Annotated in this window: 12 protein-coding genes; 9 read left to right on the forward strand and 3 right to left on the reverse strand. The window is 63.4% G+C overall.

Features of this window, described 5'->3' with window-relative positions; translation table 11 throughout:
• The 3 genes from H145_RS0111450 to H145_RS24635 all read right to left on the reverse strand — a co-directional run.
• Positions 1–225 (reverse strand): helix-turn-helix domain-containing protein (locus H145_RS0111450; protein WP_019948289.1); only part of this gene is annotated, 225 nt, incomplete at its 3' end.
• A 106-nt stretch (positions 226–331) separates the two neighbouring features.
• Positions 332–2,092: a urocanate hydratase gene (gene hutU / locus H145_RS0111455; protein WP_019948290.1), complete on the reverse strand. Its 1,761-nt coding sequence runs from the start codon at positions 2,090–2,092 to the stop codon at positions 332–334.
• Between the two features lie 105 nt (positions 2,093–2,197).
• Positions 2,198–3,001 (reverse strand): XRE family transcriptional regulator, encoded by an 804-nt coding sequence (locus H145_RS24635; protein ID WP_019948291.1) that lies wholly within the window; start codon positions 2,999–3,001, stop codon positions 2,198–2,200.
• 204 nt (positions 3,002–3,205) lie between these two features.
• On the opposite strand from H145_RS24635, the gene H145_RS0111465 reads away from it, so the two are divergent.
• The 9 genes from H145_RS0111465 (at position 3,206) to H145_RS21025 (ending at position 14,405) form a co-directional block, all read left to right on the forward strand.
• On the forward strand, positions 3,206–3,610 hold the full coding sequence (locus H145_RS0111465) for a YbjN domain-containing protein (protein ID WP_026351448.1): 405 nt from the start codon (positions 3,206–3,208) through the stop codon (positions 3,608–3,610).
• A 138-nt stretch (positions 3,611–3,748) separates the two neighbouring features.
• Complete coding sequence (locus tag H145_RS0111470; protein ID WP_019948293.1) at positions 3,749–4,477, forward strand: PspA/IM30 family protein; 729 nt, start codon at positions 3,749–3,751, stop codon at positions 4,475–4,477.
• A gap of 20 nt (positions 4,478–4,497) precedes the next feature.
• A complete protein-coding gene (locus H145_RS0111475) occupies positions 4,498–4,704 on the forward strand; it encodes a hypothetical protein (RefSeq protein ID WP_019948294.1) in 207 nt (68 codons plus the stop codon).
• Between the two features lie 36 nt (positions 4,705–4,740).
• Positions 4,741–4,932, forward strand: coding sequence for a hypothetical protein (locus H145_RS24165; RefSeq protein ID WP_157541481.1), 192 nt, complete (start codon positions 4,741–4,743; stop codon positions 4,930–4,932).
• Between the two features lie 75 nt (positions 4,933–5,007).
• Complete coding sequence (locus tag H145_RS0111485) at positions 5,008–5,688, forward strand: OB-fold-containig protein (protein ID WP_019948296.1); 681 nt, start codon at positions 5,008–5,010, stop codon at positions 5,686–5,688.
• A gap of 45 nt (positions 5,689–5,733) precedes the next feature.
• Complete coding sequence (locus tag H145_RS0111490) at positions 5,734–6,141, forward strand: PH domain-containing protein (RefSeq protein WP_019948297.1); 408 nt, start codon at positions 5,734–5,736, stop codon at positions 6,139–6,141.
• Positions 6,142–6,323: 182 nt separating this feature from the next.
• Positions 6,324–8,540, forward strand: a complete 2,217-nt coding sequence (locus H145_RS0111500) for a flotillin family protein (RefSeq protein WP_026351450.1) — start codon at positions 6,324–6,326, stop codon at positions 8,538–8,540.
• Positions 8,541–8,626: 86 nt separating this feature from the next.
• Entirely contained in the window at positions 8,627–9,136 is a 510-nt protein-coding gene (locus tag H145_RS0111505; RefSeq protein WP_157541483.1) for an endonuclease domain-containing protein, read from the forward strand.
• A 124-nt stretch (positions 9,137–9,260) separates the two neighbouring features.
• The gene (locus tag H145_RS21025) at positions 9,261–14,405 is read left to right on the forward strand and encodes a DNA repair ATPase (RefSeq protein ID WP_019948301.1); all 5,145 of its coding nucleotides are present in this window, start codon (positions 9,261–9,263) and stop codon (positions 14,403–14,405) included.
• Positions 14,406–14,478 lie beyond the last annotated feature (73 nt).

The raw sequence follows: 14,478 nt of genomic DNA on the forward strand, positions 1-14,478 counted from the left end.
CACGTAGGCCACGAGCCAGGCCTGGTCGTCGGCCGAGAGTAGGCGCGCAGGCCCCCCGCTAGCGGGTTTAGGAGCCAGCGAGCCGGTTTCCCGCTCACGTCGTAACAGGTCGCGCACGAACGAGCGGCTCACGCCGAAGCGTTGGGCGACCTGCGTCTGGCGAGCTTTCGGTTCGCGGCAGGCGGCGGCCACCCGGGTGCGTAAATCAAGCGAGTAAGGTTGCATAATAGGGCATACGGCTAGATACCCAGAAAGGCCTAACCGTTCACGAATCCGCTATATATAACCAATATTCTACAAAAGACTAACGCAAACACTGTTTGATCAAAGTTTATTTCCCTGGAATCTTCACCCCGCGCTCCTGAGCTACTTGCTGGGCCAGTTCGTAGCCGGCGTCGGCGTGGCGAAAGATACCCATACCGGGGTCGGTGGTGAGCACCCGTTTCAATCTTTCGGCTTTTTCTGGGGTGCCGGTGGCTACGATGACCATGCCCGAGTGGGTGGAGTTGCCAATGCCCACGCCGCCGCCGTTGTGCAGGCTCACCCAGTCGGCGCCCGAGGCGCAGTTGGCCAGCGCGTTGAGCAGGGGCCAGTCGGCCACGGCGTCGGAGCCGTCCTTCATGCCTTCGGTTTCGCGGTTGGGCGAGGCCACGGAGCCGCAGTCGAGGTGGTCGCGGCCGATAACGATGGGCGCCGACACTTCGCCCCGGGCCACGAGGTCGTTGATGACCAGGCCGAACTTTTCCCGCTCGCCGTAGCCCAGCCAGCACACGCGGGCCGGCAGCCCGATAAACGGCACCTTGGCCTGGGCTTTCGCTATCCAGCGGGCCAGCAGCTTGTCATCGGGGAAGGTTTCGAGCAGGGCGCGGTCGATGCGCAGAATGTCCTGGGGGTCGCCCGAAAGGGCCGCCCAGCGAAAGGGGCCTTTGCCCTCGCAGAACAGCGGCCGGATGTAGGCGGGCACGAACCCAGGGTACAGGAACTGGCCCTGCTCGTCGCGCACCTTCAGGCCGCCTTTTTCGGCCTGGCCGCGCAGGTTGTTGCCGTAGTCGAGGGCCACGGCGCCGGCCGTTTGCAGATCAATAATGGCCTGGCAGTGCTTCATGATGGAGGCCAGCGCCTGCCGCCGGAACTCCGCGGGGTCGTCTTTGCGCAGCTGCAGCACCACCTCAATGTCGCCTTCGGGAATGTAGTCGAGCAGGTCGTGGGCCGAGGTCTGGTCGGTGACGATATCGGCTTTGTAGCCGCGCTCCAGCAACTCGGGCAGCACCGTGGCGGCGTTGCCGGTCAGGCCGATGCTCCAGCCCTGGCGCTGCTGGCGGTACTGCTCGCACAGCTCCAGGGCGTGGTCGAGGTTGCGGGCCTGCTCGTCGAGGTAGCCTTCGCGCACCTTCTGCTTCACCCGCTCGTCAATGGGCTCGATTACCAGGCACACGCCGTCGTTCATGGTTACGGCCAGCGGCTGCGCGCCGCTCATGCCGCCCAGGCCGGCCGTTACGGTGACGGTGCCGGCCAGCGTGCCGCCGAAGTGGCGGTCGGCTACGGCGGCGAAGGTTTCGTAGGTGCCCTGCAGAATCCCCTGGGTGGCAATGTAAATCCAGGAGCCGGCCGTCATCTGCCCGTACATCATCAGGCCCAGCTTATCCAGCTCATCAAAGTACTCCTGGGTGCTCCAGGCGGGCACGAGGTTGGAGTTGGCGATGAGCACGCGCGGGGCGTGGGCCCAGGTTTTGAGCACGCCCACGGCCTTGCCGCTCTGCACCAGCATGGTTTCATCGGGCGCCAGGTTTTTGAGCGTGCGCACGATGGTCTGGTACTCCTTCCAGTTGCGGGCGGCGCGGCCGGCCCCGCCGTACACAATCAACTCGTCGTACACCAGGCTCACGGCCGGGTCAAGGTTGTTTTCCAGCATCCGCAGCGCGGCCTCGGCCTCCCAGGTTTTACAGCGCAGCTCGGAGCCGTGCCGGGCCCGCACCGTTTCCTCGGGCTGGTATTCGTAGTACATGGGCCGGCCCGGCTGGCTGCCGGTTTCGGCCGATTTAGAGGTGGCTTCGAGGTTGAGTTCGGGAGTCTGGAGGGCCGAATGGGGCATAGCGGAAGGGCGGCCGGGGAAAGGCAAGCCGCACCGGCAAGATATTATTTTTACCCCGGCTCTGCCCCTATCCGGCCCGGCACCACCCTGGAGGCCGCCGGCCCGCTACAGGCCGGCGGGCGGCGGGGTGCCATCCAGACGGCTTTGCAGCTGCGCCAGCTGCTGTTCGAGCGAGGCCACGCGCTCTTCGAGCAGGGCCGGGCGGCGCAGGTAGGTGCTGAAGCTGCCGTGGACTTCCCAGATTTCGAGGGCGTCGGGCAAGTGGAAATCCTGGGACGGGTAGTCGGGGTTGTCGGCGCGCAGGCGCAGCAGCTGGCCGGGCAGCTGCTCGTGCAGGCGGCGCACCAGCAGCCGGCTCGGCGTGAGCAGGGCGTACACGCGGCCGCTGTGCAGGCGGGGCAGCGCCTTATCGACGCGGCAGCAGAGCAGCACATCCTGGTGGCGCAGGGTGGGCGCCATATCGGGGCCGTTGAGGTCGAAGGCGCGGGTGGCGGGGCCCAGCTGGTGCGGAAACGTGAGCGGCGGCAGCGCATCGACAAAGGCCGTGTCGTGGTGGCGCACGATGTATTCGAGCAGCCGGGCCTGGGGCACGTAGGGCGTCAGCTGGGGCCGCTGGTCGGCCAGCGCCGTGGGGGCGGGCGCTTCGGCCGGGCTCGGGGCTGCTTGCTGGGGCTTGAAAATATCGAAGCGGTAGAGCTCGTTTATGGTCAGCTCTTTCGTTAGTAGCAGGTCCACTGACAGGCCAAAATGCTGAGCAATCTGCAGCAGGGTTTCCATCTTGGGCTCCGACCGTCCTTCCTCGTAAGCGCCCACACTGGGCCGGGCGAGGCCAAAAAGCTCGGCAAAAGCGGCCTGACTGAGCTTTTTGACGGTTCTTATCTTGCGGATGTTCTTGCCAACGTACGACATACTGGAAAAATATTTTCAGCTCAAACTTTGAGCATTCAGAAAACTTTGTTTACAATTGCATCGTAAAGCTACCACAATCCCGCCAGCCATTCAACCCCGCTGCTACTATTTTGAGCCGCAACTTATGCTTAGGCCTGCCGGGCCGGTTATCCGCCCGATTTGCCTAAGTTGTCCTCTTCATCCTCTCAGCCCTCCGCCTCTGCTATGACCTCTCCTCACTTTACCCTGTTGCGCACCTATCTGCTGGAGCTGGGCTTCGACATCCATCATCAGGACGAGGCCGCCGACCTGCTGGTGGTCAGCCGGCCCGAGCTGGGCATCCACAACCTGGTGCTGGGCTGCGGCGAGCCGCTGCTGATTATGGAGCAGTACCTGCTGGAGCTGCCCGCCCCCAACTGCGCCGTTTACCAGCGCCTGCTCCAGAAAAACCGCGACATCATCCACGGCGCCTTCGTGCTCGACGAGTCGGGCCTGAGGGTGATTTACCGCGACACGCTCCAGCTCGATTTCCTCGACCGCGCCGCCCTCGAAGCCGTGCTCAACTCGCTGGCCCTGGTGCTCAGCGAGTTTGGCGATGAGCTGATTGAGTTCTCCAAAGCAGGCGCTTAGTAGCCCCCCCGTCATCCTGAGCGTAGCGAAGGACCTATACAGAGGCTACTATTAATTGCTACCTTCTATATAGGTCCTTCGCTGCGCTCAGGATGACAGCAGTGTAATTCCCATCATCCCCTCCAAACCCCAACCGCCATGAATATCTTCAACCGCATCTTCAAAATCGGGCAGGCCGAAGCCCATTCGGCCGTCAATCAGCTCGAAGACCCCATCAAAATGACCGAGCAGGGCCTGCGCGACCTGCGCGAGGATCTCGACAAGGCTCTGCACGCGCTGGCCGAAGTGAAGGCGCTGGCCATCCGCAGCCGCAACGACGCCGAAACGGCCCGCAGCAAAGCCCTCGACTACGAGAACAAAGCCGTGCTGCTGCTGCAAAAGGCCCACCGCCAGGAGCTGGAACCCGCCGAGGCCGACCGCCTGGCCACCGAGTCGCTGACCCGGAAAACCCAGCACGAAACCCAGGCCACCCGCGCCAGCCAGGATCAGGAAAAGTTCGAGGCCTCGGCCAACACGCTCAACCAGAACGTGCAGCAGCTCAAGCAAACCATTTCGCAGTGGGACAACGAGCTGCGGACGCTGAAAGCCCGCGTGACGGTGAGCACGGCCACCAAAACCATCAACCAGCAAATGGCCCAGCTCGATTCGTCGGGCACGGTGAGTTTGCTGGAGCGCATGAAAGAGAAGATTGCCACCGAGGAGGCGCTGGCCGAATCGTATGGCCAGATTGCCCAGGAAAGCAAGTCGGTGGACCAGGAAATCGACAAAGCCCTGGGCGCCGACGGCAGCAGCCAGGCCTCGGCCGATTTGCTGGCGCTCAAGGCCCGGCTGGGCATGCAGAAGCAGCTGGGCAGTTCCGAATCATAAAGCCCGTTTTCAACAGAGCCATGACGACCCTCGAAAAGTTCTTATTCTACTTTGGTGTTGCGCTCATTCTGGGCTCGGCGTTGGCGCGGGTTTCCCACGTCATCGAGCTGGAACAGGCCTATTTTCTGATGCTGATAGGTGCGGCGCTCGAATTCAACGGCCAGAGCCGCTACAACCGCCGGCTGCGGCAGCGCATCGAGGAGCTGGAGGCCCAGTCGGGCCGCTAGCTGCCGCTACTTCCGCTCCTTGCTTCATCTTTCTTTATGATACGCTCTCCCAATCTATTCTTCGCCTTGGCTACCCTGTTGCTGCTGGCCAGTGCCGGCCTGCGCTTTATGGAGGGAGCAAATATGCGCTGGGCTCCGGCGCTGATGATTTTTGGGTTCTGCTTTCTGGCGGCGGGCTTTGCGCGCTACCGTCGCAACCAGCAGGAAAACGAGCAGAACCAGCCGTAGCTGCCCCGCAAAAATTACCGGCCCCTTTGGCCAGCCTCCCGATTCCCGTACCTTCCCGCCGCTAATGCCCTCCCGATGAAAGAACTGCTCCACGCGGCCGTTGCGCCGGCTAATCTGCTGCCCACGGGCGTGCTGGTATTCGTGCTGCTGTACTGGCTGACGGTAATGCTGGGCTTGCTCGACTTCAAGTCGCTGGACCTGGACGTGCACACCGACGCCGATGTGCATGCTGATGTGCACGCCGACGCCCACGCCGGGGCGCACGGGCACGCGGGCGAATCGGGAACGTCGTTTGTGAACTCGGTGCTGGGCTTTTTCAACCTGGGCCGGGTGCCGCTGATGGTGTTCGTGAGCTTCGTGGTGTTGCCCTGGTGGGTGGGCAGCATTCTGGCCAATTACTACCTGGGCAACGAAAGCCTGCTGGTGGGCGCGGTGCTGCTCGTGCCGCTGCTGCTGGGCAGTCTGCTGGTGGCCAAAGTGCTTACCACGCCTTTCGTGAGCCTGTTTGCGGCCATGGAAGTCGAGTCGGAAGGGGCCAACTCGCCGGTGGGCAAGGTGTGCACGCTGCTGCTGCCCGCCACCCACGAGCAGCTGGGCCAGGCCAGCGTCCGGCTCCGCAAGGGCGCCCCGCTGATGCTCAACGTGCGCGCCGCCTCGGCCAGCGCCGAGCTGCGCAAGGGCGACACGGCCCTCATCATCGACTACGACCAGCTGCACCGCTGCTACCTGGTTGAGCCGTTTGAGATGAACGTCTGACGAAATCGATTATTACTTATTCCCTATAGACCAATTACTACCGCTATGAAACAGGTTTTCCCATCTAAGGTGAGTTGGTGGCTGTTCGGGCCGATCATTGCCCTGTTGATTGGCTCCGGCATCTACGCCGCCCTGGAGCAATCGTGGCTGGAAGTCCTGACGATGATGCTGGTGCTGGGACTGTTTTACTGGCTGCTGCGCCGCACTTATTATGAGATTCAGCCCCAGCAGCAGCAGTTACGCATCGTGTCGGGGCCTTTTCGGTGGCGCGTGCCGGTGCCGGCCATCGTTTCGGTGTTGCCCACGCACAATCCGCTTAGCTCCCCGGCCCTCTCGCTCGACCGGCTCAAGATTCGCTACGGCAAGTACAACTCCATTATGATTTCGCCGGCCGACCGCGCCGGTTTCCTGGCCGCGCTGCTGCAACTAAACCCCGCCATCCGCCATGACTGAGCTGCTTCACTGGTTGCAAAATGCCCTGCGCTGGCTCGGCGACGCCCTGCTCGATGGCCTGCTGGCCGACTTCTTCAACTGGCTGGCCGATTGGCTGCTGTCGTGAGGGGCTGAAGAAAGCCCTGTCATCCTAAGTCCCCAATAATCCCTCCTTCTCCGAAACACTCCTACTTCCTACTTTCATGTTAGACCAACTCTCTTTGGTGGTGCTCGTCATCATCGCCGTTTTCGTGCTGGGCTTTATTGCCATTATCGCCCGCATGTACAAAAAAGCCGTGCAGGGCGAGGCCCTGGTGCGCACCGGCATGGGCGACACCAAGGTGTCGTTCAGCGGCATCATCGTGGTGCCCGTGCTCCACAAGCTGGAGGTGATGGACATCAAGCTCAAAACCATCATCATTCAGCGCGCCGGCTCCGAGGGGCTGGTTTGCAAAGACAACCTGCGGGCCGATGTGAAGGTGAACTTCTTCGTGCGGGTGAATAAAACCCACGACGACGTGATCAACGTGGCCCAGAGCATCGGCGCCCACCGCGCCTCCGACCCGCTGGCCCTGGAAAACCTGTTCGACGCCAAGTTTTCGGAGGCGCTGAAAACCGTGGGCAAGCACTTCGATTTTATTGAGCTCTACAACTCGCGCGAGCAGTTCAAGCAGCAAATCCTGGCCATCATCGGCACCGACCTCAACGGCTACGTGCTCGACGACTGCGCCATCGACTACCTGGAACAGACGCCCCTCACGGCCCTCAACCAGGACAACATCCTCGACGCTGAAGGCATCAAGAAGATTATCGCCCTGACTTCGGAGCAGAAAATCCAGGCCAACTCGATTGAGCGCGAGAAGCAGAAAACCATCAAGAAGCAGGACGTAGAGGCCCAGGAAACCATCCTGGAGCTGGAAAAGCAGCTGGTCGAAAACCAGGAAAAGCAGAAGCGCGAGGTGGCCAACATCCGGGCCCGCGAGAATGCCGAGTCGGCCAAGGTGCAGCAGGAGGAACTGCTGAAATCGGAGAAGGCCCGCATTGCCACCGAGGAGGAAGTGGGCATTGCCCAGCAGAACCGCGACCGGCAGGTGCTGGTGGCCGAGCGCAACAAGGAGCGCACCGACGCCGTGGAAACCGAGCGCGTGGCCCAGGCCAAAGCCCTCGAAATAAACGAGCGGGAGCGGATTGTGGCCCTGGCCCAAATCGAGAAGGAGAAGGCGCTGGAAGAAGAGAAGAAGAACATCCAGACTATTATCCGCGAGCGGATTACGGTAGAAAAAGCCACGGTGGTCGAGGAGGAGAAAATCAAGGATACCCGCGCCCAAGCCCTCTCCGAGCGCGATAAGCTGGTAGCCGTGACGGCCGCCAAGCAGCAGGCCGAAGCCGCCACGGTAAGCATGGTGAGCAGCGCCGATATGGAGAAGCAGGCCGCCGAGTTCCGCGCCAAGCAGGCCCTCATCGACGCCGAGGCCGAGAAGGCCGCCGCCGAGTTCAAGGCCCAGGCCATCCGCACGCTGGCCGAAGCCGAAGCCAGCAAGGAAGCCGCCATCGGTCTGGCCGAGGCCCAGGTGATGCAGGCCAAGGCCACGGCCCGCCAGAAGGAGGGCGAAGCTGAAGCCCAGGTGATGCAGTCGAAAGCGGTGGCCCGCCAGAAGGAAGGCGAGATGGAAGCCCAGGTGATGCAGGCCAAGGCGCAGGCCGAGGCCCAGGGCATTCAGGTGAAAGCCGGCGCCCAGGCCGAAGCCGACGAGAAGTTGGGCTTGGTAGCCGCCCGGGTAAACCGCGAAAAAGGCTTGGCCGACGCCGACATCATCCAGGCCAAGGCTGATGCCGACCAGAAAAAGGGCCTGGCCGAAGCCGCCGTATCGGAGCAGAAATACGCCGTGGAGGCCAAGGGCATCGAGGCCAAGGCCGACGCCATGCGCAAGCTCGACGGCGTAGGCAAAGACCACGAGGAATTCAAGCTGCGCCTCGACAAGGAGAAGTCCATCGAGCTGGCCCAAATCAGCATTCAGAAAGACATTGCCGCCTCCCAGGCCGAGGTTATCGGCGAGGCCCTCAAAGCCGCCAAAATCGACATCGTGGGCGGCGAAACCATGTTCTTCGACCAGATTATCGGCTCGATTACGAAAGGCAAAATGGTCGACCGCGCCGTGCACAATTCCGAAGTGCTGAGCACCGTGCAAAACACCTTCTTCGGCGAGGACGGCGGCGGCGACTTCAAAACCAACCTGCGCCGCTTCATCGACCAGTTCGGCCTGAACTCCGACGACCTAAAGAACCTGAGCGTCTCGGCGCTGCTGCTCAAGCTCATGAGCCAGGCCAACGACGACGCTACGCGAAGCACCATCAAGCAGCTTACCAGCACCGCTAAAGCGTTGGGCATTGGGGAGGCGCCGGTGCGGGGGTTGATGTAGCACCTCACCCCCCGGCCCCCTCTCCTCAGGGAGAGGGGGAGCCTGACGTCAGCACGAAATCCACCCTACTTCTTGTCTTGATACTCATGACAGCCAACGAGAATCTGGAGGACGAAGAACTACCCAAAAAGTCGTTTAACGACAATCGTCAGGCTCCCCCTCTCCCTGAGGAGAGGGGGCCGGGGGGTGAGGTGTCGGAAGTGCACGAGCCCTACCGCATGTACACCACCGACGCTAACCGCTGGAATTTCGCGCTCAAGGAAAACGCCCGCACCAACCGCAAGCAGCCTACCGAAGCCGAAAACCACCTCTGGCAGCAACTACGCAGTAATAAACTGGGCGTCCGGTTTCGTCGCCAACACGCCATTCTCAAGTTCATCGTGGATTTTGTGTGCCTGGAAACCGGGCTGGTAGTCGAAGTAGATGGCAGCGTCCACGCCGAAGCCGGCCAGGCCGAATACGACCGGGGCCGCACCCACGAATTAGAGCAGGCCGGCTACAGGATACTGCGGTTTACCAACGATGAAGTGCTGCACCAGACGGCGCATGTTTTGCAAACTATTTCAGCGCACTTAGCGGCGCGGCCATCTACCTAATCCTCACCCCACCCCCCGGCCCCCTCCCCTCCGGGAGAGGGGGAGCCTGACGCGAGTTCAAAAGGATTCGTTGAACGCACCCCCTCTCCCGGAGGGGAGGGGGCCGGGGGGTGGGGTCCGCCACATGGAACAACTCGAAACCGGCACCTACGAAATCCTGCGCAACCGCCTGCACGCCAGCAGCGACGAGCTGCGCCAGCGCCTGAACGTCCTCAATGCCGAGCGCAAGGAGGTATTTGGGGCCGTCGATACGCGGCTGATTGGCACCGGGCGCATTACCACCGAGTACAACTGCGTGGCCTGGGACCTGGTGCCCATTGGCAAGCAGTTCATTTTCGGCTACAACGTGGTGCTGGGCCTGAAGGCGGAGCCCGATTTAGCCGACGTATTTGGCGTGTACGCGTACCAGGACCACGACTTCCGGCCGCTGGGGCTGGAGCTGCTGGGGCACCCCACGTTTCTGGAGGAGTTCCGCAACCTGTACCGCTACTACAAGAACACCCAGTTCGTGAAGTTCGCCGTGCTGGGGCCGCACCTGTTCATGGTGTTCCGCATCGGCAAGGGCGCCTCGGATGTGAAGACGTTTAAGTGGCTCATGCAGGGCGAGACGCTGACGTATATCGACAACCGCTCCGACCACGAGTACACGTTTCCGCCCCAGCACGAGTTTGCCTGGCAGCGCGCCACCCGCGACATGCAGCGCGGCGGCAAGCACCCGCACATCAGCATCGAGGACAAGGTGTTTGTGGAAACCGTGGGCGGCGACCTCACCATCAAGGTGGAGAACAACACCGCCTCCGGCAAAGGCATCCTCAGCGAGCCGGTGGATGACAAGGACCAGACCCTCGACGACTCGGAAATCTACTACGCGGTGGTGGGCAACCTGGTACTGCTCAAAATCCGGCCCTACCAGGAGCAACAGTACCGCTACTTCATCTTCAACTACAAGCTCAAAAAGGCCCAGCGGCTCGATGCGCTGGCCGATGCCTGCGTGCTGCTGCCCGACGGCCAGGGCCTGATTTTCCCGCACGGCTTCTATTTGCAGACCGGCGACAACAAGCTGTTCGACAACGGCCTGCGCGACATGCTGTTCGAGAAGCGCCTGGCCTCGCCCAACGGGGAGGATTTCCTGTACGTGTTCTATAACAAGGAAAGCGGCCTGTACCTGCTGCTGAGCTACAACCGCATCGCCCAGCGCGTGGATAACCCCATCGTGTGCCACGGCTACGCGGTGTTTGAGAACGGGGAGCTGTGCTACTTCCGCACCGACGAGGAGCCCAAGAAGCACCACGCCGTGCAAATCTGGCAGACGCCCTTCACGGGGCCGGATTTCGAGCTGCCGGTTACCTCCGATTCTTACCTTTACAAGCTGGGCAACAAGGAGATTGTGCGGGCCATGAGCGAGGTGCAGGAGGTGCTGACGCTCACCGGCAAGGACGATTCCTACGCCGGCCTCTACGTCGACCTCATCCGCCAGACTACGGCCCTCACTGACGCCTACCACTGGCTGCGCGAGCCCGCCGCCCAGGACCTGGCCGCGCCGCTGGCCGACATCCGCCAGGCCGCCACGGCCGCCGTCGAGGAGTTCGAGAAGGTGCGCGCCATCCGCAAAAGCACCGCCGAGCAAACCCAGCAGGTGTTGGGCCAGGCCGCCGAGCTCACCGACCGCATCCGCCGCGAAGCCCCCGACGACGTGACGGGCTTCGTGCGGCTGCTGGGCGAGTTGCGGGCCGTGCGCGGGGCCGTGGTGGCGCTCAAGGAGCTGCGCTACGTGGAGCTGCCGGCCGTGGAAGAACAGGCCGCCGCCCTCGAAACGCTCAGCCAGGAAGTGGCCCAGCAGACAGTGGAATTCCTGCTGCGCGACGACGCACTGGCCCCCTACGAGCAGCGCGTGCAGGCTATATCCGATGGCGTGGAGCAGGTGGCCAAAACCGTGGAGGCCGACGAGCGGGAGCGCGAAACCACCGCCCTGGCCCAGGAGCTGGAGCTGCTGATTGAGGTGGTGAGCAACCTGCCCATCCCCGACCCCACCCAGACCACAGCCATCATCGACCGGATTTCGACGGTGTACGCCCGCTTCAACCAGATTCGGGCGGCGCTCAAGCGGCGGCGGCAGGCGCTGGCCGGCACCGAGGCCCAGGCCGAATTCACGGCCCAGCTCAAGCTGCTGGAGCAGGCCCTCACCAACTACCTCGACCTGGCCGACACGCCCGCCAAGTGCGACGAGTACCTCACCAAGCTCATGGTGCAGCTCGAAGAGCTGGAAGGCCGCTTCCCCGACTTCGACCAGTTTATCGAGCAACTCACCACCCGCCGCGAGCAGGTAGTCGAAGCCTTCGAGGCCAAGAAGGTGGCCCTGGTAGCCGCCCGCAACCAGCGCGCCTCGGCCCTGCTGCAAAGCGCCGAGCGCCTGCTGAAGGCCGTGCAGAGCCGCCTGGCCCGCCTCGAATCGGTGGCCGATATCGGGGGCTACTTCGCTTCGGATTTGATGGTGGAAAAGGTGCGCCAGACTGCCCGCGAGCTGCTGGAGCTGGGCGACCCGGTGAAGGCCGACGACGTGCAGAGCCGCCTGAAAACCCTGCGCGAAAACGCCGTGCGCCAGCTCCGCGACCGGGCCGACCTCTACGCCGACGGCGGCCAGACCATCAAGTTTGGCCCCTACGCCTTCACCGTGAACACCCAGCCGCTGGAGCTGACCGTGGTGCAGCGCGACGATGCCCTGTTCTACCACCTTACCGGCACCAATTTCTTCCAGCCCATTGAGGATGAAGCCCTGCTGGCCGCCCGTCCGGTCTGGGACCAGACGGTGGTATCGGAAAGCCCCGACGTGTACCGAGCCGAGTTCCTGGCCTGGCGCATCCTGCAAGCCGCCCACCACCCCACGCCCGCCGACCCCGAAGCCGGCCGTACCGCCGTGCTGAGCGTGCCCGAGCTGGCCCGCCTGAACGAGGCCGAGCTGCTGGCCTACGTGCAGCAGTTTATGGCCCCGCGCTTCGCCGAGGGCTACCTCAAGGGCGTGCACGACCACGACGCGGCCAGGTTGCTGGTGGCCCTGGTGCGCCTCACCCGCACCGCCGACCTGCTGCGCTACCCCGCCGACACGCGCACCGCCGCCGCCCTGTTCTGGCTCCGCTTCTGCGACCCCAAACAGCGCGCCCACTGGCAGCGCCAGCTGCAGGGCATCAGCACGCTGCTCCAGGTCTTCCCCGACTCGCGCCAGTTCGACGCCCTGCAAACCGAGCTGCAAACCGCCGTCGAGCAGTTCGCCCACCAAACCGGCCTTTTCACCCTAGATGAAGTGCAGGAAGCAGGGGAGTTTTTGTTTGCTTCGTTGATTAAAAATGAAGAATTGAACATTAAAAATGGGCTTCCTGCCGAGCTGATTGACCTTCCCGAGCCAGCCAAAGCCAAGAAGAAAGACGCTAAAAACCCACCCGATACCAACAACCAAAAACCAACAACCAAAAACGAATTCCCTATTTCCCAGGAGGCCGCCGACCTGTACCGCCAGTTCCGGCAGCAGCTCCAGGAGCGGCGCGCCGCCGAGCTGTTCGGGCAGTCGGTGGCCGCGCTGGCCGGGCAGCCGGTGGCGCAGTTTGCGCTGGTGCGGCAGTGGGTGCAGGCGGTGCACCTCACCCCCCCGGCCCCCCTCTCCTCGGGGAGAGGGGGGAGCCAGTCGTCAGCCGACGGCTCGGCCTCCGCCTCAAACAACGAAGAGCAAACAACCAAAACTGAAACTCCAAAAGAGTCCGACGATACCAATCGTCAGGCTCCCCCTCTCCCCGAGGAGAGGGGGCCGGGGGGTGAGGTGGCCCTGCTCCTGCTCACCGACGCCTTCGACGCCGCCCGCATCGTGCCCACGCCCACCCGCGAAACCCTCACCGGCTTCCAGGGCTCCCACCCGCGCCTCGACGGCACCAGCTACCACCTCGATTTCCCCGCCTTCCGCCGCCGGCTGCTCCGCTACGACCAGCGCACGGTGCCGCAGTTCGAGGCCTTCCAGGCGCTGAAGAAGCAACGGGTGGCCGAGGCTACGGCGGCCTTGCGGCTGGAGAGCTTCCGGCCCCGGGTGCTCACCTCGTTCGTGCGCAATCAGCTCATCGACCAGGTGTATCTGCCGCTGATTGGGGCCAACCTGGCCAAGCAGATTGGCACGGCCGGCGAGGGCAAACGCACCGACCTGATGGGCCTGCTGCTGCTGATTTCGCCCCCCGGCTACGGCAAAACCACCCTCATGGAGTACGTGGCCAACCGCCTGGGGCTCATCTTTATGAAAATCAACGGCCCGGCCATCGGCCACGCGGTCGTCAGCCTCGACCCGGCCCAGGCCCCCAACGCCGGGGCGCGGCAGGAGCTGGAAAAGCTGAATCTGGCCTTCGAGATGGGCGACAACGTGATGATTTACGTCGACGACATCCAGCACTGCCACCCCGAGTTTTTGCAGAAGTTCATCTCGCTCTGCGACGCCCAGCGCCAGATTGAGGGCGTGTACCGCGGCCGCCCCCGCACCTACGACTTCCGGGGCCGCAAGGTGGCCGTGGTGATGGCCGGCAACCCCTACACCGAAAGCGGCGACGTATTCCAGCTACCCGACATGCTGGCCAACCGCGCCGATATCTACAACCTGGGCGACATCCTCACGGCCGGCTCTGAGGCCGCTTTCCGCCTCTCCTACCTCGAAAACGCCCTCACCAGCCACCCCACCCTCGCCCGCCTGGCTACCCAAAGCCCCCAGGACGTACCCGTGCTGCTGCGCCTGGCCGAAGCCGGCTCGGCCGAGGGCCTCACCTTCGAGGGCAACCACTCGCCCGAAGAGCTGAACGAGTACGTGGCCGTGCTGCGCCAGCTACTGCGCCTGCGCGACGTGGTGGCCCGGGTAAACGCCGCCTACATCGCCAGCGCCGCCCAGGCCGACGCCTACCGCACCGAGCCGCCCTTCAAGCTCCAGGGCTCGTACCGCAACATGAACAAGCTGGCCGAAAAGGTGCGCCCCGTGATGAACGACCAGGAAATAACCGACCTGCTGGCCGCCCACTACGCCAGCGAGGCCCAAACCCTGACCAGCGCCACCGAGGCCAACCTGCTCAAGCTCCGCGAGCTGCTCGGCTGGCTCACCCCCGCCGAAACCGTCCGCTGGCAGGAAATCAAAGCCACCTACCAGGCCAACCTGCGCAACTCCGGCGCCGGCCAGCTCCTGCAGCTACTGGAAAAGCTGGAGGGCATTACGGGCGGTTTGAGTGGGATTCGGGAGGCGTTGCGGGGCGCGTAGTGCGGGGTAGTCGGGGTAAACCGCGTCCTTCCTGGGGTGTTTGGCCTGCTGCCCGGCCTCGGTTCTGGCCTAA

Origin of the sequence: Hymenobacter aerophilus DSM 13606 (assembly GCF_000382225.1) — a bacterium.
Taxonomy (GTDB): domain Bacteria; phylum Bacteroidota; class Bacteroidia; order Cytophagales; family Hymenobacteraceae; genus Hymenobacter; species Hymenobacter aerophilus.

Coding starts and splice junctions, on each gene's coding strand:
- hutU (WP_019948290.1), bottom strand. CDS start 2,092: ATGCCCCATTCGGCCCTCCAGACTCCCGAACTCAACCTCGAAGCCACC.
- H145_RS24635 (WP_019948291.1), bottom strand. CDS start 3,001: ATGTCGTACGTTGGCAAGAACATCCGCAAGATAAGAACCGTCAAAAAG.
- H145_RS0111465 (WP_026351448.1), top strand. CDS start 3,206: ATGACCTCTCCTCACTTTACCCTGTTGCGCACCTATCTGCTGGAGCTG.
- H145_RS0111470 (WP_019948293.1), top strand. CDS start 3,749: ATGAATATCTTCAACCGCATCTTCAAAATCGGGCAGGCCGAAGCCCAT.
- H145_RS0111475 (WP_019948294.1), top strand. CDS start 4,498: ATGACGACCCTCGAAAAGTTCTTATTCTACTTTGGTGTTGCGCTCATT.
- H145_RS24165 (WP_157541481.1), top strand. CDS start 4,741: ATGATACGCTCTCCCAATCTATTCTTCGCCTTGGCTACCCTGTTGCTG.
- H145_RS0111485 (WP_019948296.1), top strand. CDS start 5,008: ATGAAAGAACTGCTCCACGCGGCCGTTGCGCCGGCTAATCTGCTGCCC.
- H145_RS0111490 (WP_019948297.1), top strand. CDS start 5,734: ATGAAACAGGTTTTCCCATCTAAGGTGAGTTGGTGGCTGTTCGGGCCG.
- H145_RS0111500 (WP_026351450.1), top strand. CDS start 6,324: ATGTTAGACCAACTCTCTTTGGTGGTGCTCGTCATCATCGCCGTTTTC.
- H145_RS0111505 (WP_157541483.1), top strand. CDS start 8,627: ATGACAGCCAACGAGAATCTGGAGGACGAAGAACTACCCAAAAAGTCG.
- H145_RS21025 (WP_019948301.1), top strand. CDS start 9,261: ATGGAACAACTCGAAACCGGCACCTACGAAATCCTGCGCAACCGCCTG.